Genomic DNA, 22221 nt, shown 5'->3' on the forward strand with positions numbered 1-22221 from the left:
TTGCCGAAGGCGCGACGCGCGACGTCGTGGTCGCCTACACCGTCTCGGACGGCAACGGCGGGACCAAGACGGCTGATCTGACCATCACGGTGACGGGCGTGAACGACGCGCCGGAGGCCGTGAACGACGCCAATTCCGGAGYCGAGGATGCCTCGATCACCGGCTCGGTGGCGACCAACGACAGCGACRTCGACGGCGATACGCTGACCTAYRCGGTCTCGGGCACCGTGCCTGCGGGCTTCACGCTKCAGAGCGACGGCAGCTACACCCTCGACACGACCAACGCGGCCTACCAGARCMTCGCCGAAGGCGCGACGCGCGACGTCGTCGTCGACTACATCGTCACGGACCCCACCGGCGCCAACGATACCGCACAGCTGACCATCACGGTGACGGGCRTGAACGACGCGCCGGAGGCCGTGAACGACACCAAKKCCGGRGCCGAGGATGCCTCGATCACCGGCTCGGTGGCGACCAACGACAGCGACGTCGACGGYGATACGCTGACCTAYRCGGTCTCGGGCACCGYGCCTGCGGGCTTCACGCTGCAGAGCGACGGCAGCTACACCCTCGACACGACCAACGCGGCCTACCAGNGATACGCTGACCTAYRCGGTCTCGGGCACCGYGCCTGCGGGCTTCACGCTGCAGAGCGACGGCAGCTACACCCTCGACACGACCAACGCGGCCTACCAGAACCTCGCCGAAGGCGTGACGCGCGACGTCGTCGTCGACTACATCGTCACGGACCCCACCGGCGCCAACGACACCGCACAGCTGACCATCACGGTGACGGGCGTGAACGACGCGCNGACGCGCGACGTCGTCGTCGACTACATCGTCACGGACCCCACCGGCGCCAACGACACCGCACAGCTGACCATCACGGTGACGGGCGTGAACGACGCGCCTGTCTTCACCTCCGCAGGCACAGCATCGTTCCTTGAGAACGGCACTGGCACGGCCTACCAGGCCGTCGCAACGGATGCCGATCAGGGCCAGACGGCCTCCTATGCCTTCGGTTCGGGCGGAGCCGACAATGCCCTGTTCAACATCGACACCAGCACCGGTCTGGTGACCTTCAAGACAGCGCCCGACTTCGAAAACCCCGCCGATGCCGGCAAAAACAACGTCTACGACGTCGTCATCCAGGCGACGTCTGGCGGCGAGACGGTCAGCAAGTCCGTGGCCATCACCGTTACCAACGTGGATACGAAGGTACTCAACGACGGCGGTGAAACCTTCAACGGCACCGGTGCGATCGACGAGGTCAAAGGCGGCGCGAGCGACGACACCATCAACGGAGCGGGCGGCGACGACGACCTGTTCGGCGGTGCCGGTGACGACGTCATCAATGGCGGCTCGGGCAGCGACCAGATCTTCGGTCAGGCCGGCGACGACACCCTGGCCGGTGGCTCGGGCAATGACATCCTGACTGGCGGCGGCGGCGACGACACCATCGACGGCGGAGGCCAGGATTCGGGCGGGGCCGACGTCGCTGCCTTCAGCGGCAACCTGCGGGATTACACGATCGTCGCGAGCGGTTCCGATTTCCTCATCACGGACAAACGGCTCAACAGTCCCGATGGGACCGACACCGTGCGCAACGTCGAGCAGTTCCGGTTCGCCGACGGCACGATCTCGGCGGTCCAACTCGTCAACGACGCGCCGGTGGCCGTCGCCGACGCCCTGACCGCCACGGAAGACACGGTCGTCACGTTCACCGCGACCCAACTGCTCGGCAATGACACCGATGCGGATGCCGATGCCCTCGTCATCCAGTCCGTCACGGAAGGTACCGGCGGCACCGTTGCGATCGTGAACGGATCGGTGGTCTTCACACCGACGGCCAACTTCAGCGGTCCGGCCACCTTCACCTACACGGCGTCAGACGGCCGCGGAGGCGTCAGCGCTCCCGCGACCGTGACCGTGAATGTCGATCCGGTGTCGGAYRCKCCGACCCTGACGGTCGGTGCGACGGCGACGGGCGACGAGGACARCGCGATCGCGCTGGAGATCACCCCGTCGCTCACCGACGGCAGCGAAGTGCTGACGGTCACGATCAGCGACATCCCTGCCGGCGCGACCCTCTCGAACGCGGCAGCGACGACGACGGCCGAGACCATCGCGGTCACGGTGAACCCGGTGTCGGATGCTCCGACCCTGACGGTCGGTGCGACGGCGACGGGCGACGAGGACAGCGCGATCGCGCTGGAGATCACGTCGAGCCTGGTGGATAGCGGCGAGACGCTGTCGATCCGGATCAGCGGTCTTCCGGAGGGAGCGGTGCTCTCGGCCGGTACGCTGAACCAGGATGGCAGCTACACGCTGACGTCCGGCGAGCTCACCGGTCTGACGGTGACGCCCGCCCCCAACTCGGACGCGGACTTCCGCCTGACGGTGGAGGCGATCTCCCAGGACGGGACGGCCGTGGCCGCGAACGCGATCGCGCTGGAGATCACCCCGTCGCTCACCGACGGCAGCGAAGTGCTGACGGTCACGATCAGCGACATCCCTGCCGGCGCGACCCTCTCGAACGCAGCGGGTGACACGCTGGCGGTGTCGTCGGGCTCGATCACCCTGACCGCGAGCCAGCTCGCGGGCCTGGCGATCACGCCTGCGGCCAACTCGGACGTGGACTTCAGCCTGACCGTGACGGCGACGTCGAAAGACGGGACGGCGACGGCAGCGACGACGACGGCCGAGACCATCGCGGTCACGGTGAACCCGGTGTCGGATGCTCCGACCCTGACGGTCGGTGCGACGGCGACGGGCGACGAGGACAGCGCGATCGCGCTGGCCGAGACCATCGCGGTCACGGTGAACCCGGTGTCGGATGCTCCGACCCTGACGGTCGGTGCGACGGCGACGGGCGACGAGGACAGCGCGATCGCGCTGACGATCACCCCGTCCCTGACCGATGCCGGCGAAGTGCTGACGGTCACGATCAGCGACATTCCGACCGGCGCGACCCTGTCGAACGCGGCGGGTGACACGCTGGTGGTGTCGTCGGGCTCGATCACCCTGACCGCGAGCCAGCTCGCGGGCCTGGCGATCACGCCTGCGGCCAACTCGGACGCGGATTTCCGCCTGACCGTGACGGCGACGTCACAGGACGGAACGGCCGTGGCTGCCACGACGACGGACACGATCCGCGTCACCGTCGATCCGGTGAACGACGCGCCGGTGGCAGGGAGCGACACGAGCACCGTGACCCAGCGTCTCTCGGTTTCCGAGAACGTTCTCACCAACGACACCGATGCCGATATCGGTGACACTAAGACGGTGTCGACCATCGCCTTTGCCGGTGGAGGTTCGGTCGCCTTGGTGAACGGAACCGCGTCGATCGCCGGTGCCTATGGCTCGCTGACGATCAACGCGGACGGCAGCTACACCTACGCCGCGGATAGCGAAGGCCTCTTGAAGGTCGGTGAGACCCGAAATGAAACCTTCAGCTACACGATGCGGGATGGAGCCGGCTTGACGAGTTCGGCCGATCTCAAGGTGGCGGTGACCGGGTCGTCGCTCGGAACGGAGGGGGCCAACATTTTCCTCCTCACCGGCAGCGGCACGTCGGCCAGCGGTCTCGGTGGTAGCGATACCTACGTCGTCGACGATGCGAGCGATCGGGTAATCGAAGCGAAGAACGGTGACGGAATCGATGTCGTACAGTCCTCGGCTTCCTACTCCCTCGGTGGGACCTATGTCGAAGAACTGACCCTCACTGGCTCCGCCAATCTCGACGGAACCGGCAACTCTCTCAACAACATCATCCGCGGTAACGGGGGGGACAACACCCTCGATGGCGGGCGCGGTGCCGATACGATGATCGGCGGCGTGGGCTCCGACACCTTCATCGTCGACAGCGCTGGCGATCGTCTCGTCGAGTTGAAGGGCGATGCAGGAACGGACGTGGCGCAGGCTTCGGTTTCGTACTCGCTGGCCGGTCTCTATGTGGAGAATCTGACTCTCACCGGCACCGGCAACATCAACGGCACCGGCAACTCGCTCGCGAACGTCATCACGGGTAACGATGGCGCCAACATCCTCAACGGCGGCACCGGGGCCGACAGGCTGATCGGTGGTGTCGGGTCGGATACCTATGTCATCGACAATGCCGGTGACCGGGTGATCGAGCTGAAGGATGACGCGGGCATAGATCTGGTCCAGTCGACAGTGTCCTTCTCCCTCGGGGGAACGTATGCCGAGAACCTGACCCTGACGGGCTCCAGCGCCATCAACGCACTGGGCAACTCGCTGGATAACACCCTCATCGGTAATGCGGCGAACAACCGGATCGATGGCTTGGCCGGTCAGGACATTCTGACCGGAGGTGCCGGGCGCGACACCTTCGTCTTCAGTACCGCATTGCGGGCCAGCAACGTCGATCACATCACGGACTTCATCGCGTTGTCGCCGACCACATCGGCAACGCACGACACCATCGCGCTTTCTCAGGCAGTCTTCGCCGCTCTGACGGCGGGAACATTGGCTGACGCTGCGTTCAAGGATATCTCGGCGACATCCGGTGGGATCGTCGATAGGACCGACCGGATCCTCTACGATCGCGACTCGGGCGCATTGTTCTACGATGCGGACGGAAGCGGGAAGACCAAGGCGGTTCAGTTCGCGACCTTGGACAACAAGATCGTCCTCACCCATGACGACTTCTCGATCATCGGTTAAATAGACCAGAGGCGGGTCGTCATTCGATCCGCCTTTCGAATTCGACACAGTATCGCCGAGACGAGTTGGCCTGTAGGCCGGGTCGCCTCTCGTCTTGAACGGCATATCGGGCTCGGCGAATCGAAGGATTCGTCGGGCCCGAAGCCGTATCTGGGCGATGTTGGCGGCCGTCTCCGCGAGAAGCGGCGCGGAGGCGCCCATCGCCGCGTGGTCGGAAGTGCCGAGGAGTTACTTGTCGATGGCGGTGGCGGCCAGGGCTTGGCCATCCCGGCGCAAACAGGCCGGACGACCCATGAAGATTCAGACCGAGCTCGCCAGCTCGCGCGCCAGATCTCCGACCCGTTTCAGGTCGGCCACGAAGGCCGCGTAGGCTTCGTCTTTGGCCTCGTCCGGCAGGCGCAGGAGATAAGAGGGGTGCACGGTGATGAACCCCTCATAGGCCTTGCCGAAGGAGGCCGGGCCACGGGCGCGGGTGATGGGGATCGCCTTGCCCGTCAGGGCCAGGACGGCGGTGGCGCCCAGGGCCACGACGAGCTTGGGAGCCACGAAATCCAGCTCCCGGTCGAGCCACCAGCGGTAATGGCTGACCTCGCCGGCGGTGGGCTTCTGGTGGATGCGGCGCTTGCCACGCTCTTCGAACTTGAAGTGCTTGACCGCATTGGTGAGGTAGGCCGCGTTCCGCTCTATCCCGGCATCCGCCATGGCGCGGGACAGCAGCTGCCCGGCCGGTCCCACGAAAGGACGGCCCTGCCGGTCCTCCTGATCGCCCGGCTGCTCGCCGACGAAAGCGATGGCGGCATGGGCGGGGCCTTCGCCGAGGACCGCCTGAGTCGCGCCCGGCACCAGGGGCTCGGAGCGCCGGATGATGGCGTTGAGCTCCTCCAGTGAGGCGGGATCCTGGTCGGACATCGCGGCGACGGCCTTGGCGGGATTGCGCTTGGTCGGCATCTGCGGCTCCCGTTCGATCATGGCGTCCGTGCGGGCGGACGCAGCACGGACGAGGCCGGGAATCGCCGCAGTCTCCGGCATGTTGCGCCAGTACTTCTTCGGCATCTCCGCCCGCATGGCGGCGAGGTTGGTGCGGGCGGGGTTGAACGTGCTCTCGTAGTAATCGCGCCAGCCGGCCTCGAACCCATCGGCCTCGGGGGCATCCTCGCGACGTCCCGGCGGCCCAAAGGTCAGGGTGTCGCCGTCCCAATGGGCCGAGCCGTCCGGCGTGAGGATCGACCAGTTCAGGGATCGGAAGCGCGCGACGAAGAACGTGCTCGCCGCCTCGAGGATGTGATGGTCCGGCTCGAACCAGGCGACGAAGCGCTCGACGCCATCGGCTTCCGTCCGCCGGAACCGCAGGAAGGCGTGCATCTTGTGGAGGTCGCGGGCGATGGCCTTGCGCATCCGGTCGAGGCGATGGACCAGCGGATCGCTTCCGACCTCCATCAGCCCGCGCTCGCCATGGGTGACGCGCCAGATCAGGGTGTAGAGCAGGGCATAGCGCTCGGGGTCGCGGTGCGGGACGACCATGCGGATCAGGTCGGCCGCCGCGCGCGGCAGGCTTAGTGGCGCATCGGAGCCGGATTCTGGCTGGGAGACCTGTCCGAACAGGCCGGGGGCCTGCCCGATGGACCAGACTACTCTATCGGGCGGGACCGATGCGGCGGCGAGCAGGCGCGCTGCGGCGCGGAACCCGTCGAGATCGGCGCCCTCGCGGAGGGTGATCGTTTGGAGTGATCCACCCGACCTTGCCCCCTCTGCGAGGGAGAGTGGCCCTCGCGTAAGCGAGGGTCTGGAGAGGGAAGCGCCATCTCCGGAAAGGTCGCCCCCTCTCCCGCCTGCTCCGCAGGCACCCTCCCCCGCAGAGGGGGGAGGGTGGTGCTCACCATCGCGGTCCATCAGAACAGGCTCAGCTGCCGCGCCGGCTCGACGAGCTTGGCGCGCAGGTCCAGCCTGTCGGTGCCCCCGGGTCCCGGGTGATAATCGGCGGCAATCAGGAACGGGCGGGCGCGCTTGAGGCCGGAGGTGAGACGGGCGACGTCGTCCAGGCGCAGCCGCGTGTGGCGGCGCGCCTTCACGATCTTGTCGACGGCCCGCGCACCGAGGCCCGGCACCCGCAGCAGCATCTCCCGGTCGGCGACATTCACGTCCACGGGGAAACGCCCCCGATGCTTCAGCGCCCAGGCCAGTTTCGGGTCGATGTCGAGAGAAAACATCCCGTCTTCGGCGGCATCGGCCACGTCGTCGGCGGAGAAATCGTAATACCGGATCAGCCAATCGGCCTGATAGAGCCGGTGCTCGCGCTGGAGCGGCGGGGATTTCAGGGGCAGGATGGCGGAGCCGTCTGGGATCGGGCTGAAGGCCGAGTAATACACCCGCTTCAGGTTGAACGAGCCGTAGAGAAGGGCGCTCTTGCGGATCAGCGCCTCGTCGGTGGTGGTGTCCGCACCGACGATGACCTGCGTCGACTGCCCGGCGGGCGAGAACCGGCGCTTCTCGGCCTTCGCCTCGGTGATCCGGGCGCCGATCTGCTTCATCGCGTTCTGGATGACCGGGCCGTTCTTTTCCGGCGCCAGCCGGTGCAGGCTGGCATCGGTGGGGAGTTCGAGGTTGATCGAGAGCCGGTCGGCATAGAGCCCCGCCTCCTCCACCAGCCACGGGCTCGCCTCCGGGATTGACTTGAGGTGGATGTAGCCGCGAAAGCCGTGGTCGCGCCGCAGGGACTTCGCCACCCGCGTCAGCAGTTCCATCGTGTGGTCGGGCGACTTGATGATGCCCGAGGAGAGGAACAACCCTTCGATATAGTTGCGCTTGTAAAACTCCACCGTGAGGGTCACGACCTCCTCGACGGTGAACTTGGCGCGGGCGACGTTGGAGGAGCGCCGGTTCACGCAATAGGCGCAGTCGAACAGGCAGTAATTGGTCAGCAGGATCTTCAGGAGCGAGATGCAGCGCCCGTCCGGCGTGTAGGCGTGGCAGATGCCGGCGCCGGTGGTCGAGCCGAGTTCGCCCTTGCCGGCCACCCGTTTGGGCGCCCCCGACGAGGAGCAGGACGCATCGTATTTCGCGGCATCGGCCAGGATGCGCAGCTTCTTGGCGAGGGTCTCGTCCATGATAGGGACATGCGCGTCGTTCGTGTTTCGTTCAAGTTTTTGTCGGGCGCGGCCGAAAATGTCGCAGCGCGCTTTCCCGTCTCCCCGCATGTGGGACCACCGGGTTCATCTGGCATCGCGCGTCCCTCTCCCCCCTGTGGGGAGAGGTCAGGAGTGGGGGTGGCGCCGCTGGCCTCCGACGGCTGAGGGTCACCCAACCACCCCCACCTCCAATTCCTCCCCACAAGTGGGAGGACGGCCGCGTAGCGCGCGAAAGGTGTGAATGCCGTAGGCGTGCGAGGAGTGGGGCAGCACCGCCCGGCTCACGACGAGACGGCCATCACCGGTCGAGCCCGTCCTCCGCAATCACCTCCTCGTCGACGATCGTTTTCGCCAATCCGTACGAGAACCCGGCCCTCGCCATCGAGGCGAGATCCTTGTCGCGGTGGGCGGCGCGGAGGTCGGGGCGGCGGAACGGGCCGAGCCGGCGGCGCTTGGCATAGGCGCGGGCCGCCACCTCCTCGGCATCGGTGCCCTCCTCCTCACCCCGGTCGCGCTCGGTCTCCAGGGTTTCGGCGATGAGCGTCCGGTCGACCCCCTTGGCGGCGAGCTTGGCCGAGAGGCCGCGGGCGGAGGCCCCGCGCCGGCGCAGGGTCGCCGCCCGCGCGGCGGTGAACCGGGCGTCGTCCACGAGGCCGGAGGAACGGGCGCGCTCCACGATGGCGGCGACGGTCTCGGCGAAGGCGGCGGGGTCTTCGTCCCGGAGCCGGCACCGCTTGGCGACCCGGCGCTCCAAGGTCTGGCGCAGCATCGCTACGGAGGCGCTGTAGCGCTCCAGATACTGCAGGGCGACGCGCTCCAGATACGCGGCCGTGATCGGCGGCGTAGGTTTCGCCGCGCGGGGCGTGGGCTCTGCCTCGCGCGACATTGGCTTTGCCTCGCGGGGCGTGGATTTTGCCTGTCGCGAGGGCACGACACGTCCCGCTGCAACGTTTCGAGCGCTCATCGGTTCATCACGCTTCGGACAGGTTTCAGGATCATGAGGCGCCTCGTCTCGACCGTGAACCGGTTGCCTGTCTTACCCCGAGAGGACGCATGCATGTCATGCCGGCATTCCTCCTGAAGCGCGAGTGGCTCCTGGTCGCGCTCGGCCTCGGCTTCGCCGTTCTCGCGGCCGCCGTGGTCTACCTGTCGCGCCCGACGGTGCTCACCGTGGCGGTCGGTCCGCGCGACGGGGCCGAGGCGCAGTTGCTCGAAACCTATGCCCAGGCCCTCAAACGGGCGCGGGAGGACGTGCGCCTCAACGTGCGGACCTATGACGACGTGCGCGACAGCGCCGCCGCGCTCCAGGCCGGGAACGCCGATCTCGCCGTGGTCCGGCCCGACGTCTTCCTGCCCGATAACGGCCTGACGCTGGCGCTCCTTCACGAGGAGACGCTCCTCATCGCCACCCCCGAGGCCAGCGCGATCGAGAGCTTCCCCGACCTCGCGACCAAGCGCCTCGGCATCGTCGAACGACACGCGGCCGACCGGCCCTTCGTCACCAACCTCCTCGGCTTCTACGATTTCACCCCCGTGCCGGCGCCCGAGCCCGGCCATGCCCTCACCGCCGGCCATATCGCCCTGGTGCCGCTCAAGCCCGGCGAGGTGACCGCCGCGCTGCAGGCCGGCACCGTGGACGCCGTCGCCGTCATCGCGGCGCCGACCTCGAAGGCCGCGATCTCCACGGTCCGGGCGGTGGAGATGGCCTCCCATGAGAAGAAGATCACCATCGTCTCCGTCCCCGACGGCGACGCCATCGTGCAGCGGATGCCCGAACTGCAATCGGCGACGATCCCCGCCGGCACGTTCGGCGGCCGGCCCAAGCGCCCCGAGGAGGACGTGAAGACGGTGGGCGCTTCCTACCGGCTGATGGCGCGGGGCGGGGTGAGCCGCTACTCGGTGGCCTCCGTCACGCAGCACCTGTTCGAATGGCGCTCGAAGCTGGCGCCCGGCGCGCCCATCGCCAACCTGATGAAGGCCCCGGATTTCGAGACGTCGGTGGCCGCCACCAGCGCCCGCCTGCCCAACCATCCGGGCGCGGTCGATTATTTCGAGCGGGAGCAGCAGACCCTGTTCGAACGCTACGAGGATTACGTCTACCTCCTCGCCTTCTTCGGCGGCACGATCGGCTCCGGCATCGCCTGGCTCGGCCAGCGCCTCGCCCGCCAGCGCCGCGAGCGGGTGGACGTGGTCCTCGACCGGCTCCTCGACATCCTCAGGGACATCCGCTCGGCCACCACGAGGGAGCAGCTCGACGGCCTCGTTCGCGAGACCGACGACCTCGTCACCGACGTCGTCCAGCACGCCCGCGAGCGCAACGTCGACACCCGCGCGATGAACGCCCTGATCCTGGCCATCGACGCCGTGCACGGCGCCATCGCCGATGCCCGCCGGTCCCTCGTCACCGGCGCCGAGCCCGAGCGCCGGCCCCTGCGGACGCGGTCCGCGCGTCTTCTCAGGCTGGATCGGCCGGCGGCGGAATAGGCGCGGCTTCTCCCCTCATCGCCTCATCTCGTCGAGCATGGCCTCGACGACGTTGCTGAAATCGTCGCTCCAGGGACGGCGGCCCATGTCGGGCACGACCCGCGTCCACTCGCCCGGTTCGGCGAGCGTCCCGAGATGGGCCTCGTCGCGGGCGATGGCGACGACGATGGAGGCCTGACGGAAGCGCGGTCCGTCGATGCTGTCCATCAGGCGCCCGTCGCGGACGAAGGTGACGAGGCCCTTGTCGGCTGCCGCGCGGGCGAGGATGTGGCGCAGTTCGAGGTGCCGGTTCGAGATGTGGACGACGAGGGCGCCGTCGGGCGCGAGCTTCGCGGCGTAGAGCGCCAGTGCTTCCCGCGTCATGAGATGGCTCGGGATCGAGTCGGAGGAGAAGGCGTCGACCACGATCAGGCTCTTCCCGCCGGGCTCGTCGGCCAGGGTCAGGCGCGCATCGCCGAGGACGATCCGGGCATCGGGGGCGCAGGCGCCGAGGAAGCGGAACAGGGCGGGATTCCGCGCGATGCGGACCACTTCCGGGTCGATCTCCAGGAAGGTCCAAGCCTCGCCGGCCTGGGCATGGCAGGCGAGGCTGCCGGCACCGAGCCCGACCACGGCCACCGTGTCGAGGCGTCCGCCTTGGCGTGACCGGACGGCTGCGATCGCGCGGCCGATGCCGCCCTCCATGGTGAAGTAGGTCACCGGCTCGGGCCGCCCGGTGAACGGCGTACCGTCCTCGTTGGTGATCCGCATCGCGCCGTGCAGGGTGGTGCCGTGGCTGAGGGTGCGGAAGTGTCCGTCCGTCGAGGTGGCGATCTTGTGCACCCCGAAGAACGAGCGCACCGACGCGCCCGAGGTCAGGGCTCCGCTGACCGTGGCCGAGAACAGGGCGAGGCCCATCGCCAGAAGCGCCACGTTCTGCGGCTTGCGCCAGAATGCGATCATCGCCCCCATCAGGCAGAGGGCGCCGACGATGAGCCATGAGCGTGGCAGGATCGTCAGGTTGATCAGGAGGGCCAGCACGATCAGCCCGGCCAGGATGGCGAGCGACCGCCGGTTCTCGCGCCAGGACGCGGCGGACAGGATGGACAGGTCCGGCCGGCACAGCAGGGCGGCCACGAGCAGGATCGGGTATTCGAGGACGGTGGAGAAGATGCGCGGCGCGAGGAGCCCACAGAAGATGCCCCCGAGCATGCCTCCGAAGGACAGGCAGAGATAGAACTCGGTGAGCCGCGCCGCATCCGGGCGGCGCGTGTAGAGCGCCCCGTGGCAGATCATGGCGTTGACGAAGAAAAGGCCGAGATGGAGCGCCAATCCGATGCCGAGCGGGAACGCCGCCGTCATGGGCAGGAGCGCCATCGCGGTGCCGAAGACCTGGATACAGGCGAGGACGGTCTGGGACGGGACCATCCGCTCGCGGAAGGCGAGGACGAAGGTGAGGAGGAACAGCGCCAGGGGCGCGACCCAGAGCAGGGGCGCAGCCGCCACATCGGTGGAGATGTGCGCCGTCACCGAGACGAGGAGGCCCGAGGGCACCAGGGAGAGGGCGATCCAGCCGAACCGCTGGCGCCAGATCTCACGCCGGGAGGCGGAGGCCGCTGCGACGCCGGCCGCGATCCGGGACGGGGCCGAGGCGTTGCGCGCGGCTGCGGCGGCGCAGATCGCGATCAGTCCGGCGAGAACCGCGAATCCCAGCATCCAGACCTGGCTCTGGTCGCGCAGGGTGAGGAGCGGCTCGATGGCGAGGGGATAGGCGATCAGGGCCGTGAAGGAACCGATGTTCGACGCCCCGTAGAGGAAGTACGGGTCGCGCGCATGGGGGTGGTTCGAGCGCGAGAACCAGGCCTGCAGCAGCGGCCCGTTCGCCGACAGGGCGAAGAACGGCAGGCCCACCGAGAGGAGGAACAGCCCGAGCAGCCAGACGGCTTCCCCATCGGCGGGCGGCTTGCCCCAGCCCGCGGCCAGTTCGATCGGCAGAGCCGCCAGGGCGCAGCCCATCACGGCGAGGTGGAGCGGGGCGGCGACGCGCAGCGGCAGGTAGCGGGCCAGGGCATGGGCATAGGCGTAGCCGGCCAGAAGCAGGGACTGGAACACCACCATCGCCACGGACCAGACCGAGGGCGAGCCGCCGAGGACCGGCAGCACCATCTTGGTGAACATCGGCTGGACGCCGAAGAGCAGCAGGGCCGAGAGGAAGATCGTGGCGACGAACAGCGCGAGAAACGCCGTCGCTCGGGACGATCCGCTCAAACCGGCATGCCGGGCTCCGTCCGCTGCCATGGTCATTGGTCGAGCCCACTCCGTTTCCGCCGGCCGATTAACGGAAGAGGCCGTTAAATTGTGGTTGCTCCGGAGGAGGCGGATCGCTCGCGGACGTCATGATTCGTCATGGACGGCGCTCGTCCGACCGGCTTCGATGACCGGGGGGACAAGCGAGTTGGTCGAAGCGTGCGGCCGATCCTTTGCGGAAACCTCGCCCGCGACGTCGAGGTGAATGCCGGTTCGGCGAAAAAGAGCGCGGCACAACAAAGGCCGAGAGTTGTGCCTCGACCCAACCTGGTCGGGCGCAGCTCTCGCCGGGCGCACGCTCCGCGCGATTGATCTCAAATGGCCGATACCGCCGTTCGAGGGTGCGCGGAGGCCGGCTCGTGCCAGGACCATTTGCGCCCATATGCGCTGATCGGCGCCTCCACGAGACGCGTCAGAAGCCAGCCTACGGCAACGCAGACCGGCAGGGCCGCGACGGTGACCCCCCATTGCGCCGCCGTTCCGACATCGGGTTTTGTGCCGAGAATGAGCCCGTGCATCAGGCCCAGCACCGGCATGTGCGTCAGGTAGACGGCGTAGGAGGTCGTGCCGAAGAAGCACAGGATCGGCGAACGGAAGCGTATCGCTTCGGGTGCGCCGCGCACGAGGGTCAGGAGAAAGGCAGTGCATCCCACTGAAACGGCGAGCGGCCCGAAGACTTGGAAAACGATGCCTTGTTCGCTGTCCATCAGCTTCAACAGGCAAGTCACGAGGAGAAGCAGCGGCGCGGCCAGCCGCAGCGGCAACTCCAGGCGTGACCCTAAGGTTCGCGGCGAAGCTATCGCGAGTGCCCCGAGCACGCCGCAGATGAGTACGTCGGCTCGGGTGGGCAGGAAGACGAGTGTCGCCATCCGCCAGTCCGGCGCCAAAAGAAGAATGCCTGCCCGAGCGCACACCGCCGCGAGCATGATGATGCAGAGCACTGCAGCGAGGCGGCGACGCGGCACGAGCAGGCACAAGAGTGGCAGCGCGAGGTAGAAGTGCTCTTCGAGGCCCATCGTCCAGGTCGGACCGAGCCACTCATGTCCAACGTCGTTGCGGGCCGCCATGAACACGTTTTGGCTGAAGGTGAGGTAGGACCAGAGCGGGAAGGTCGTGTCGGCGTGTGCCCAGGGCCGATCGACCAAGCTAACGAGACCGAAGATCGCGAGAACGCACAACATGTAGATCGGCAGCGTGCGGCAGGCCCGACGCACGTAGAAGACGGTCAGAAAGTTCCGCGCGTGGCTCTTGTCGAGGATCAGCTTGCCGACGAGGTAGCCGCTCAGCACGAAGAACATGTCCACCGCAAGCCAGCCCACCATGAAGACGGAAAGGCCCCTCGGCACTTCGCCGAAGTAATGCGAGATCACAACGAAGATCGTCATGAGACCTCGAAGACCGTCGAGAGCAACCACACGTCGATCAGGGCTGAAAGGGCTGGCAGGATCGCGGCGGCTCATCGTGACAGTCGTCATCAGTTCCGTTGGCTGCATGAAGACTGCCCCGGTGATGAGCTATTCTACCGCGGAAGCGTCAACGCAGTCTGAAGGCACTCATCGATGAGCAGGGATAGGTGGGGAGACCTCCCGATCCCCGGGCACACCAGCCGTGTCGGCAACGAATCGATGTCCGCGTCGAGTCGACGGTGGAACGTCCACCTTTGGGTTGAAGGCCAGAATCCGGCCGCCATCCGACCCGGTCCTTCGGGGCGGGACCCGACGACGGCGTCCTGTCACGAGGACCGCGACGCCGGCCTTCCACCGCCGGCCGGAGCGTGTCCGGGGGGCTTCAATAATGCGGCGGGGGCGGTTCCGGGGCGCCGGTGCCCGTGCGGGAGCCGGCCTCCTCGACCTGCTCCACGAGCTTGGCCAGATGCCGCGTCAGGGCATCGATCTGGCGCCATTGCGCGGTGATCGTCGCGTTGAGGTCGTCGATCACCACGTCCTGCTCGGTCAGCCGCATCTCCAGGGCGTCGATGCGGGCGGAGAGCGTATCGTCATCGGTCATGGCTGGCCCCGCCTCATCGCAGCGTCTCGGGATCGTGGTCGGGCCGCTCGACGAGGCCGGGTCCGAGCGCAATGCGGTGGTCGAAGACGAAGCAGTCGCCGCGCCAGCGGCTCTCGGCCTCGGGGATCGTCTCGAGATAGCGCAGGATGCCGCCCTCGAGATGGTGGACGGTGGCGAACCCCTTGGCGCGCATATAGGCCCCGGCCTTCTCGCAGCGGATGCCGCCGGTGCAGAACATCGCCACCGCCGGATGCGCGGCGGGGTCGAGGCCGTCGACATAGGCCCGGAAATCCGAGAACCGCGACAGATGCGGGTCCGTGGCCCCCTCGAACGTGCCGAGATTGACCTCGAAGGCGTTGCGGGTGTCGAGGAGGAGGAGGCCCGGCGTATCGAGCAGCGCGTTCCACGCCTCGGGCGGCACGGGAATCCCCGCCTCGCCCGCATCGGTGGCGCCGTCGTCGAAGGTCACGATCTCCCGCTTCACCCGCACCTTGAGATGAGCGAACGGCGCTGCCACCGCCCTCGAGAGCTTCACGTCGAGATCCCTCAGGCGCTCGCCGAAAAGCGGGCCGTCGCGCAGGTCGGACAGGAGCGTGGCCATGCCGGCCGCGCTGCCAGCGATGGTGCCGTTGATCCCCTCGCGCGCCAGGAGGAGCGTGCCGAGGATGCCGAGTTCCACGCAACGCCGCTCCAACGCGTCGCGCAGGTCTGCGGCGTCGGGCAGGGGAACGAAGCGGTAGAGGGCGGCGACGGTGTAGGGCATCGGCGGCAGGGTCTATCAGGCGTGGCCTTTAGGGGGAACCGCTGGGCGCCCCGCCCTCGATCCGGCGCAGGACGAAGGTGGTGCCGACTTCCGGCTCGCGCCGCCAATGGTTCTCCCCCGCCGGCACCAGGCCCACCACATGGCCGCGCCGTGCCACCAGGGTGAGCCGGCCGGGAGCCGCCAGCCAAGCGGCCGGATCGAAGGTCGTCAGCCCGCTGTCGCGGCAGCCCTCGAGCAAGCGGACCGGGGCGGTCCCTCCCCCCTCCGCGGGTTTCAGTTCCAGGCGGCAGACGTCCTGCTCGCGGTAGCGGTCGAGGGCGTAGACGCCCGCCGTCGGCCGCGCGCCGGCAGGCGTCGCTGCGCCAGTCTGCGCCCCGGTATTCTGGCCCCCTGCGGCAGTCGGATCGTCCCGTTCGAGCTTGAACCCGGCGCCGCCATCCGGCGCGGGCGCGGGAGGGGGCGCCATCGCCACGATCTGGAGCGGGACGAGGCTGTAGACCTCACCCCCCTCGGTCTTGGCCATGAGGCTGCGCCGGTCGTCCCGCGCCTTGAAGATCAGGACCGGCCGGACGTTCTTGTCCACGAGGCGGACGACGCCGTCCACGAACAGCCAGGCGGCGACCTCGTTCAGGATCGGCAGGGCGCGGCGGCACCCGGCGGGAAACGACAGGCGCCGCCCGCCCTCGAAGCTCTGCGACGCGAGGGTCATGACGCAGCGCCGCGTGCTGCCGTCCCGCGACAGGTCCCAGGTGCCGGGAACCCCTTCGATGGTCGGCGGCAGGGTCTCCACGAAGCCGGGGGGCGGGCTCGCCGCGGCGGGCGTCTCCGAGGGGCCGGCGGCGGCGGGGGGCTCCGAAGGTGTCGGCGCGGGCGTCGCGGACGGGGCCGGTGTCGAGGGTGTCTGGGGAGCACCCTGAGCCATCCCCTGCCCCCCATTCTGGGTCATAGTCTGGGCCTGCGCCGGACCGGCCAGGGCCGCGATCGTCACCAGGCCGGCGAGAAATCCGGCGCGGGACCGTGCGAGACAAATCATCGGGCTGCTCCGTTCGCCGGCGTTTCCGGCACCGGCGTCAGCGCCCCTCTGCCGGAGAACCAAGAGAGCAGGTTGTCGACCACGAGCCGGCCCATGGCCTCGCGGGTCTGGACGGAGCCCGAGCCCACATGCGGCAGCAGGACCACCCGTTCCAGGCCGAGGAAGGCCTCCGGCACCTGAGGCTCGGCGGCGAAGACATCGAGCCCCGCGCCGTGGATCGCGCCCGATCGCAGGGCCTCGATCAGCGCCGGCTCGTCGACGAGGCTGCCGCGGGCGACGTTGACGACGATCCCGTCGGAGCCGAGGGCGTCGAGGATCTCGGCATTCACGATGCCGTTCGTCTCCGGGCCGCCGGGCGCCACGATCATGAGGACGTCCACGGCCCGCGCCATTTCCAGCAGGGTCGGGTGGAAGGCATAGGCCACGTCGTCCTGCCGGCGGCGGCCGTGATAGGACAGGGTCACGCCGAACCCTTCGAGGCGGCGGGCGATGGCCCGCCCGATCCGGCCGAGGCCGAGGATGCCGACATGCCGGCCGCGCAGGGTCGCGGTGAGCGGGTAGGTCCGCGTGGGCCAGTGCCCGGCGCGCAGGTAGCGGTCCGCCTGCGGAATCTCTCGGATTGTCGCCAGGAGCAGCCCGAGGGCGAGGTCGGCCACCTCGTCGGAGAGCACGTCGGGCGTGTTGGTGACGACGATGCCCCGCTCCGCCGCGGCGCCGACATCGATCGTATCGTAGCCGACGCCGTAACTCGCCACGATCTCGAGATGGGGCAGCCGCTCGAAGAGGGCGCGGTCGACGGGGGCCTGCGCCCCGATCGCCATGGCGCGGATGCGCGGTCCGATCTCGCGATAGAACGCGTCGGGATCGGGCGCGGTGTCGGCACGGTGGAGGGTGAAGGCGCCCGCCAGCGCCTCCATCACGCTGGGCTGCATCGGCTTCAGGAGCAACAGGTCGGCAGGCTGCATGTCGCGCTCGTCATCCGTCCCCGGAACCGGCCATGGAAGGAGTGGCCATGAGAGGATACGGCTGTAATCCGCCCTCCGGGCAGGGTCCAGCCATCGCGGCCGGCCCGCATCGGCCAAGGCCGCCATGCGGCGCGTGGGCGGCAGTCATGAGCCCGATGCGCCGTGTGCGCCGGCCTACTTCCAAGCGGGCCTTTCGAACATTACTAAAGAGGTCGAGAGTCACATATTCGCCCGTGATCCGATCAACGACGAAAACCGAAACAGCCACGCCATGACTGCCCCGCGCACCCTCTACGACAAGATCTGGGACGACCACGTGGTCGATGTCGAGCCGGACGGCACCAGCCTCCTCTACATCGACCGCCACCTCGTCCACGAGGTGACGAGCCCACAGGCCTTCGAGGGGCTGCGCGTGGCCGGACGGCGCGTGCGCCACCCGGAGAAGACCCTGGCGGTGGTGGACCACAACGTCCAGACCTCGGACCGCCGCTTCGGCATCGAGGATCCCGAGAGCCGCCTCCAGTTGGAGACGCTGGCCGAGAACGTGCGCGACTTCGGCATCGAGTTCTACGATGCCCTCGACCGCCGCCAGGGCATCGTCCACGTCATCGGCCCGGAGCAGGGCTTCACCCTGCCGGGCCAGACCATCGTCTGCGGCGACAGCCACACCTCGACCCACGGCGCCTTCGGCGCGCTGGCGCATGGCATCGGCACCTCGGAGGTGGAGCACGTGCTCGCCACCCAGACGCTGCTGCAGCGCAAGGCCAAGAACATGCGTGTCACCGTGGACGGCACCCTGCCGCCGGGCGTCACCGCCAAGGACATCATCCTCGCCATCATCGGCGAGATCGGCACCGCCGGCGGCACCGGCTACGTCATCGAATATGCCGGCGAGGCGATCCGCGCCCTCTCGATGGAGGGGCGCATGACGATCTGCAACATGTCGATCGAGGGCGGCGCCCGCGCCGGCCTGGTGGCGCCGGACGCCATCACCTACGCCTACGTCAAGGATCGCCCCAAGGCCCCCAAGGGCGAGGCGTTCGAGCGGGCCCGCGCCTATTGGGACAGCCTCGCCACCGACGAGGGCGCCTTCTTCGACCGCGAGGTCCGCCTCGACGCCGCGAGCCTGCCGCCCCTGGTGAGCTGGGGCACCAGCCCCGAGGACGTGGTCTCGATCTCCGGCCTCGTGCCCGATCCGGCCGCCATCGCCGACGAGAACAAGCGCCAGTCGAAGGCGAAGGCCCTCGACTATATGGGCCTCACGCCGGGCACGAAGATCACCGACATCAGCGTCGACCGGGTCTTCATCGGCTCCTGCACCAACGGCCGTATCGAGGACCTGCGCGCTGTGGCCAAGATGGTGGAGGGCCGCAAGGTCCACCCGTCGGTCTCGGCCATGGTGGTGCCGGGCTCCGGCGTGGTGAAGGCCCAGGCGGAAGCGGAAGGCATCGACCTCATCCTCAAGGAGGCCGGGTTCGACTGGCGCGAGCCGGGCTGCTCCATGTGCCTCGGCATGAATGCCGACCGCCTCAGCCCCAACGAGCGCTGCGCCTCCACCTCCAACCGCAACTTCGAAGGCCGCCAGGGCCATCGCGGGCGCACCCACCTCGTCTCCCCGGCCATGGCCGCCGCCGCCGCCGTGGCCGGCCGGTTCGTCGACATCCGCGAGTGGCGCGGCGAGGCCTGAGCGCCGAGCTTGGGCGGAATCGGCGAAACGGGCCGGAATCGCGATTGACGCGGCCGGCCCGTCCGCCTAAACGAACCTCCGCGTCGGCAAACATCTGCCGACCGGCCCAGGTGGCGGAATTGGTAGACGCGCTGGTTTCAGGTACCAGTCTTGCAAGAGGTGAAGGTTCGAGTCCTTTCCTGGGCACCAAGCAAAAACTAAGTGACTGATGTTGACTTAGTTTTTGGCCCCGCTTTCCGCACTTCGTCGATCGATGCGGGATAAACCGAGCCTAGCGGGCTCAACGGGCATGACCCGCGATTTCGGCACAGGTCGTCCTGTCCCAACTTCAGCATTCCCATCCTATGGCGCGCGTCGCGCTGCGCCGGGCGTTCCAGCTTTGCGTCGGTTCTTTCCAAACGACATCCCGAACCATGTGCCGTCGGAGCGTGGCGGCGGCGGGTGAACGCCCGAAGCCGCAGGCCATTGGTGGCCGTCATTCTCCGGCTTCCTCGCCTGGGGCGCGCCGGATCCACACCGTCGCAAAGGGTTCGCCCGGTCGAAGTGCGGTCTCGAGGGCGCCTTTCCGGTGGAGGCCCTCGAGGTCAGGCCCGATCGGCAGGCCCGCCTTTGCGGCGATACGCTCGCTGAAGGCCACCCGTTCGACCCATTCGGCCGGCACGTGTTCGAGCACGGTGCGTTCCTCGTCGGTGAAGACGGGCGGCACGTTGAGCGCATCGATCGCCGCCTCGAGGCTGGCGACCGGCATTCCGTCCACGCACCAGACCCGCTCGAAAGGCAGTCCGGCCGCCTGCCGCGCCGCGCCCGCATAGCCCCGGTCGATGCAGGTCAGCCGCGGGATGGCGCTGTGCTGCATCAGCCAGCCGGAGCCGTTCGGCCCATAATTCATGTGGCCGTCGTCACGGAGTTTGCCGGCCTTCACGTCGTCGAGGGTGATCGTCATGCTGCGGCTCCAAGGTCGAGCGCGTTGGAGCGTGCCGTGCGTGCGAGGCCCGACCGTGACATCCGCCTCGGCCTCTTCGGGCGGGATTCCGGGCCAGCGTTCCCGCCGGGCCAGCGCGGTCCCGGTGCACTCTCCAAGCGCCCCATCGCCGGCCAGGATATCCCGGTGCCCTCGGCAGGCAAGTCGCAGGGCAGCTTTACCGCCCCTTCGCCGGGACACAGGCCCTCGCGCGCCGGGCCGATGCGGACGGTTCACGCACGGCTCCCGGTGACTTGACGCTCCAAGCGTCCGCCGGCCAAGCTCTCGCGGCTTCCGAGCAGGCGTCGGGGCAAGCCCCGCCGACGCCGATGTCCCACTCTCGAGAGACGCTTCCAGAATGGTTCTTTCCCGTTTCCGCCGGGCCACCGGCCGCCTCCTCGCCCTCCTCGGCCTCGTCTCCCCGCTCCTCTCCGTCCCGCTCCTGCCCGCCCTCGCCGCCGAGGCGGTCTTCCCGCCCGCCGGCGGGATCGGTCTCGTGCCGCCCGCCGGCATGACGCTCTCCAGGAGCTTCGCCGGTTTCGAGCATCCCTCCGGCGCCTCCATCGTCATCGTCGCGATGCCGGCCGAGGCCTACGGGCAGCTCGCCGAAAAATTCACCCCTGATTCCCTGCGCGCGACGGGCTTCGCCGCCGTGGGAGCCGCCGAGCCGCTGGCCGTCGCCGGCGGCGAGGGGCGGGTCCTGCGCGGCAGCCAGTCGGCCAGGGGAATCGCCTATACCAAGTGGGTCGCGGTGGTGCGGGGCGGGGACGGCACCGGCCTCGTCACCGTGCAGGTTCCGGAAGCGGCCCGTGCACAGGTGCCGAACCAGGCGGTGGAAGCCGCGCTCGGCACCATCGCCTTCCGCTCCCCCGGCAGCGTCGCCGACCAGATCGCGGCCATGCCCTATTCGGTGGGGGACCTGGCCGGGTTCCGCCCGGTGCGGACGCTGATGGGAAACACCCTCCTGCTCACCGATGGCCCCAAGGACGTCGATCCCGAAGGCACCCAGCCGCTCGTCATCGTGGCGCCCTCCCTGGGCAAGGCCCCGGTCGCGACCGGCCAGCAGAGCGCCTTCGCCCGCAAGGCGCTGGGCACCATCCGGGAGGTGAAGGACATCGCGGTCACCGACGAGAGCCGCACCAGCGAGGGCGGCGCGGTCCTCATCCGCCTGCGCGCCACCGGCAAGGACGTGCGGTCCGGCCGAAAGGTCGGGGTGACCCAGACGATCCGCTTCGAGGGCAAGAGCTACCTGCGCGTCATCGGTCTCGCCGGCGCGGACCAGCCGGACGCCCTCGCGCGGGCCGAGCGCGTCGCCGCCTCGGTGATTCCGCGCTGAGTGGGCGTGTCCTGGTGAAGGGCAATCCGTCGGCCTTCACGAAGGTGGAGCATGCCATGAACGCCACGATCCGCTGCGTCTGCGCCCTCGCCGCGTTCGTTCCCGTCGCGGCCCCGGCCCAGGATGTCGGAGCGAGCATCCCGCAGGGGCTTCAGCAGCAACAGTTCCAGAACCTCGACGCGACCATCGGCGCCGGATGGTGGAGCCCCTGGCGGGCAAGACGCCCCTGTCGCGGCCCGCCACGCGCGCCGCCTTCGCCGAACGGGTGAAGCTGCGCGCCGTGCTGCACCATGCCGGCTGGCAGGCCGCCCGGCGCCTCGGGACGGTGCCGGCTTTCGTCGCCGGACTCTCCAAGGACTTCATTCCGCCAGCGACGCTCCGGGACGTCACGCTGACGGAGGACGGGCTGGTCGCGAAGGACCGCCGGAACGGCCCCGCGGCCGGGGCGGGCGGCGGCCCGGCGCCTCGGCGGGCGCCGTGAGAATGCCTCACAAAACTTCCGATCCCGGGCGGTTCTCGCTCCAGGCACGACAGTGCAGCGGGAGTTTTGTGAGAGACACTCAATTCGGGCGTGACCTCCGGGACGGACGCTACGGTCTCGACCACCCCTCGCCGACCCCGATCGGCGATGGCGGGCGAAGTCGGCGGCTGTTCCCTCGCGAAAGCCGCCGCCGCGACCCGGCCCGGAGATGGTCTCCATCGGCACCCGCATGGCCTCGCGTGAGGAGAGCGGACCCGGTGTGACCGCACGGTGCGGGACTATTCGTGGCCCGGCCCACCAGGGTTGCCCCCGCGATCCCAGGGCGGCTAGACATCCCTGCGACCGGAACGCCGCATGTCACCGCGCCGGTCGCCGCCTCTTCCCCGTTTCGCGAGGAGCCACGATGC

17 protein-coding genes and 1 tRNA gene are annotated in these 22221 nt (G+C 68.7%); 8 read left to right on the plus strand and 10 right to left on the minus strand.

Annotated features, from left to right (window positions below; translation table 11 throughout):
• From ASF08_RS25535 to ASF08_RS26220, 3 genes are all read left to right on the plus strand, one after another.
• A partial coding sequence (locus ASF08_RS25535; protein WP_210166700.1) for an Ig-like domain-containing protein occupies positions 1-596 on the plus strand: 596 nt, incomplete at both ends.
• 49 nt (positions 597-645) lie between these two features.
• Positions 646-811 (plus strand): VCBS domain-containing protein (locus tag ASF08_RS26215; protein ID WP_443136817.1); only part of this gene is annotated, 166 nt, incomplete at its 3' end.
• Between the two features lie 395 nt (positions 812-1206).
• Positions 1207-4686 carry a beta strand repeat-containing protein gene (locus ASF08_RS26220; RefSeq protein ID WP_443136818.1) on the plus strand — a complete coding sequence of 1160 codons (3480 nt, stop codon included), beginning with the start codon at positions 1207-1209 and terminating at the stop codon, positions 4684-4686.
• Positions 4687-4986: 300 nt separating this feature from the next.
• Here ASF08_RS26220 and ASF08_RS11010 read toward each other — a convergent pair whose 3' ends face one another.
• The 3 genes from ASF08_RS11010 to ASF08_RS11020 form a co-directional block, all read right to left on the minus strand.
• Positions 4987-6576, minus strand: a complete 1590-nt coding sequence (locus ASF08_RS11010; protein ID WP_244474504.1) for a UdgX family uracil-DNA binding protein — start codon at positions 6574-6576, stop codon at positions 4987-4989.
• Entirely contained in the window at positions 6576-7790 is a 1215-nt protein-coding gene (locus ASF08_RS11015) for a putative DNA modification/repair radical SAM protein (RefSeq protein WP_027171783.1), read from the minus strand. The genes ASF08_RS11010 and ASF08_RS11015 overlap by 1 nt, the downstream gene beginning before the upstream one ends.
• A 319-nt stretch (positions 7791-8109) precedes the next feature.
• Entirely contained in the window at positions 8110-8697 is a 588-nt protein-coding gene (locus ASF08_RS11020; RefSeq protein ID WP_056145000.1) for a RecX family transcriptional regulator, read from the minus strand.
• Positions 8698-8864: 167 nt separating this feature from the next.
• On the opposite strand from ASF08_RS11020, the gene ASF08_RS11025 reads away from it, so the two are divergent.
• A complete protein-coding gene (locus ASF08_RS11025) occupies positions 8865-10295 on the plus strand; it encodes a TAXI family TRAP transporter solute-binding subunit (protein ID WP_056145003.1) in 1431 nt (476 codons plus the stop codon).
• Positions 10296-10310: 15 nt separating this feature from the next.
• Here the strand turns inward: ASF08_RS11025 and ASF08_RS11030 are convergent, their stop codons facing one another.
• The 6 genes from ASF08_RS11030 to ASF08_RS11055 all read right to left on the minus strand — a co-directional run bounded on the left by ASF08_RS11030 (position 10311) and on the right by ASF08_RS11055 (position 17349).
• Entirely contained in the window at positions 10311-12578 is a 2268-nt protein-coding gene (locus tag ASF08_RS11030) for a fused MFS/spermidine synthase (protein ID WP_082473159.1), read from the minus strand.
• Between the two features lie 317 nt (positions 12579-12895).
• The gene (locus ASF08_RS11035; RefSeq protein ID WP_056145006.1) at positions 12896-13966 is read right to left on the minus strand and encodes an acyltransferase family protein; all 1071 of its coding nucleotides are present in this window, start codon (positions 13964-13966) and stop codon (positions 12896-12898) included.
• A 403-nt stretch (positions 13967-14369) separates the two neighbouring features.
• Complete coding sequence (locus ASF08_RS11040) at positions 14370-14588, minus strand: SlyX family protein (RefSeq protein WP_056145009.1); 219 nt, start codon at positions 14586-14588, stop codon at positions 14370-14372.
• A 13-nt stretch (positions 14589-14601) separates the two neighbouring features.
• The gene (gene trhO / locus ASF08_RS11045) at positions 14602-15351 is read right to left on the minus strand and encodes an oxygen-dependent tRNA uridine(34) hydroxylase TrhO (RefSeq protein ID WP_056145012.1); all 750 of its coding nucleotides are present in this window, start codon (positions 15349-15351) and stop codon (positions 14602-14604) included.
• A 28-nt stretch (positions 15352-15379) separates the two neighbouring features.
• Complete coding sequence (locus ASF08_RS11050) at positions 15380-16384, minus strand: AprI/Inh family metalloprotease inhibitor (protein ID WP_056145015.1); 1005 nt, start codon at positions 16382-16384, stop codon at positions 15380-15382.
• On the minus strand, positions 16381-17349 hold the full coding sequence (locus tag ASF08_RS11055; protein ID WP_056145018.1) for a 2-hydroxyacid dehydrogenase: 969 nt from the start codon (positions 17347-17349) through the stop codon (positions 16381-16383). The genes ASF08_RS11050 and ASF08_RS11055 overlap by 4 nt, the downstream gene beginning before the upstream one ends.
• Positions 17350-17620: 271 nt before the next feature.
• On the opposite strand from ASF08_RS11055, the gene leuC reads away from it, so the two are divergent.
• On the plus strand, positions 17621-19036 hold the full coding sequence (leuC, locus tag ASF08_RS11060) for a 3-isopropylmalate dehydratase large subunit (RefSeq protein ID WP_056145021.1): 1416 nt from the start codon (positions 17621-17623) through the stop codon (positions 19034-19036).
• A gap of 104 nt (positions 19037-19140) precedes the next feature.
• A tRNA-Leu gene (locus ASF08_RS11065) sits at positions 19141-19225 on the plus strand.
• Between the two features lie 286 nt (positions 19226-19511).
• On the opposite strand, the gene ASF08_RS11070 is transcribed toward ASF08_RS11065, so the two are convergent.
• On the minus strand, positions 19512-19979 hold the full coding sequence (locus ASF08_RS11070) for a hypothetical protein (protein WP_056145024.1): 468 nt from the start codon (positions 19977-19979) through the stop codon (positions 19512-19514).
• A gap of 376 nt (positions 19980-20355) precedes the next feature.
• Between ASF08_RS11070 and ASF08_RS11075 the strand changes: the two genes are divergently transcribed.
• Both ASF08_RS11075 and ASF08_RS11080 read left to right on the plus strand, forming a co-directional pair.
• Complete coding sequence (locus tag ASF08_RS11075; RefSeq protein WP_056145027.1) at positions 20356-21333, plus strand: hypothetical protein; 978 nt, start codon at positions 20356-20358, stop codon at positions 21331-21333.
• 196 nt (positions 21334-21529) lie between these two features.
• Positions 21530-21814, plus strand: coding sequence for a hypothetical protein (locus tag ASF08_RS11080; RefSeq protein ID WP_056145031.1), 285 nt, complete (start codon positions 21530-21532; stop codon positions 21812-21814).
• Positions 21815-22221: the final 407 nt, after the last annotated feature.

This window comes from Methylobacterium sp. Leaf85, from assembly GCF_001422125.1.
In the GTDB taxonomy this organism is placed as follows: Bacteria; Pseudomonadota; Alphaproteobacteria; order Rhizobiales; family Beijerinckiaceae; genus Methylobacterium; species Methylobacterium bullatum.

Bases quoted from the DNA above. Each gene is read 5' to 3' on its own strand.
- ASF08_RS11015 (WP_027171783.1), bottom strand. From the start codon at position 7,790: ATGGACGAGACCCTCGCCAAGAAGCTGCGCATCCTGGCCGATGCCGCG.
- ASF08_RS11025 (WP_056145003.1), top strand. From the start codon at position 8,865: ATGCATGTCATGCCGGCATTCCTCCTGAAGCGCGAGTGGCTCCTGGTC.
- trhO (WP_056145012.1), bottom strand. From the start codon at position 15,351: ATGCCCTACACCGTCGCCGCCCTCTACCGCTTCGTTCCCCTGCCCGAC.
- ASF08_RS11020 (WP_056145000.1), bottom strand. From the start codon at position 8,697: ATGTCGCGCGAGGCAGAGCCCACGCCCCGCGCGGCGAAACCTACGCCG.
- ASF08_RS11070 (WP_056145024.1), bottom strand. From the start codon at position 19,979: ATGACGATCACCCTCGACGACGTGAAGGCCGGCAAACTCCGTGACGAC.
- leuC (WP_056145021.1), top strand. From the start codon at position 17,621: ATGACTGCCCCGCGCACCCTCTACGACAAGATCTGGGACGACCACGTG.
- ASF08_RS11055 (WP_056145018.1), bottom strand. From the start codon at position 17,349: ATGCAGCCTGCCGACCTGTTGCTCCTGAAGCCGATGCAGCCCAGCGTG.
- ASF08_RS11040 (WP_056145009.1), bottom strand. From the start codon at position 14,588: ATGACCGATGACGATACGCTCTCCGCCCGCATCGACGCCCTGGAGATG.
- ASF08_RS11050 (WP_056145015.1), bottom strand. From the start codon at position 16,384: ATGATTTGTCTCGCACGGTCCCGCGCCGGATTTCTCGCCGGCCTGGTG.
- ASF08_RS11030 (WP_082473159.1), bottom strand. From the start codon at position 12,578: ATGACCATGGCAGCGGACGGAGCCCGGCATGCCGGTTTGAGCGGATCG.
- ASF08_RS11010 (WP_244474504.1), bottom strand. From the start codon at position 6,576: ATGGACCGCGATGGTGAGCACCACCCTCCCCCCTCTGCGGGGGAGGGT.
- ASF08_RS11080 (WP_056145031.1), top strand. From the start codon at position 21,530: ATGGTGGAGCCCCTGGCGGGCAAGACGCCCCTGTCGCGGCCCGCCACG.
- ASF08_RS11075 (WP_056145027.1), top strand. From the start codon at position 20,356: ATGGTTCTTTCCCGTTTCCGCCGGGCCACCGGCCGCCTCCTCGCCCTC.
- ASF08_RS11035 (WP_056145006.1), bottom strand. From the start codon at position 13,966: ATGACGATCTTCGTTGTGATCTCGCATTACTTCGGCGAAGTGCCGAGG.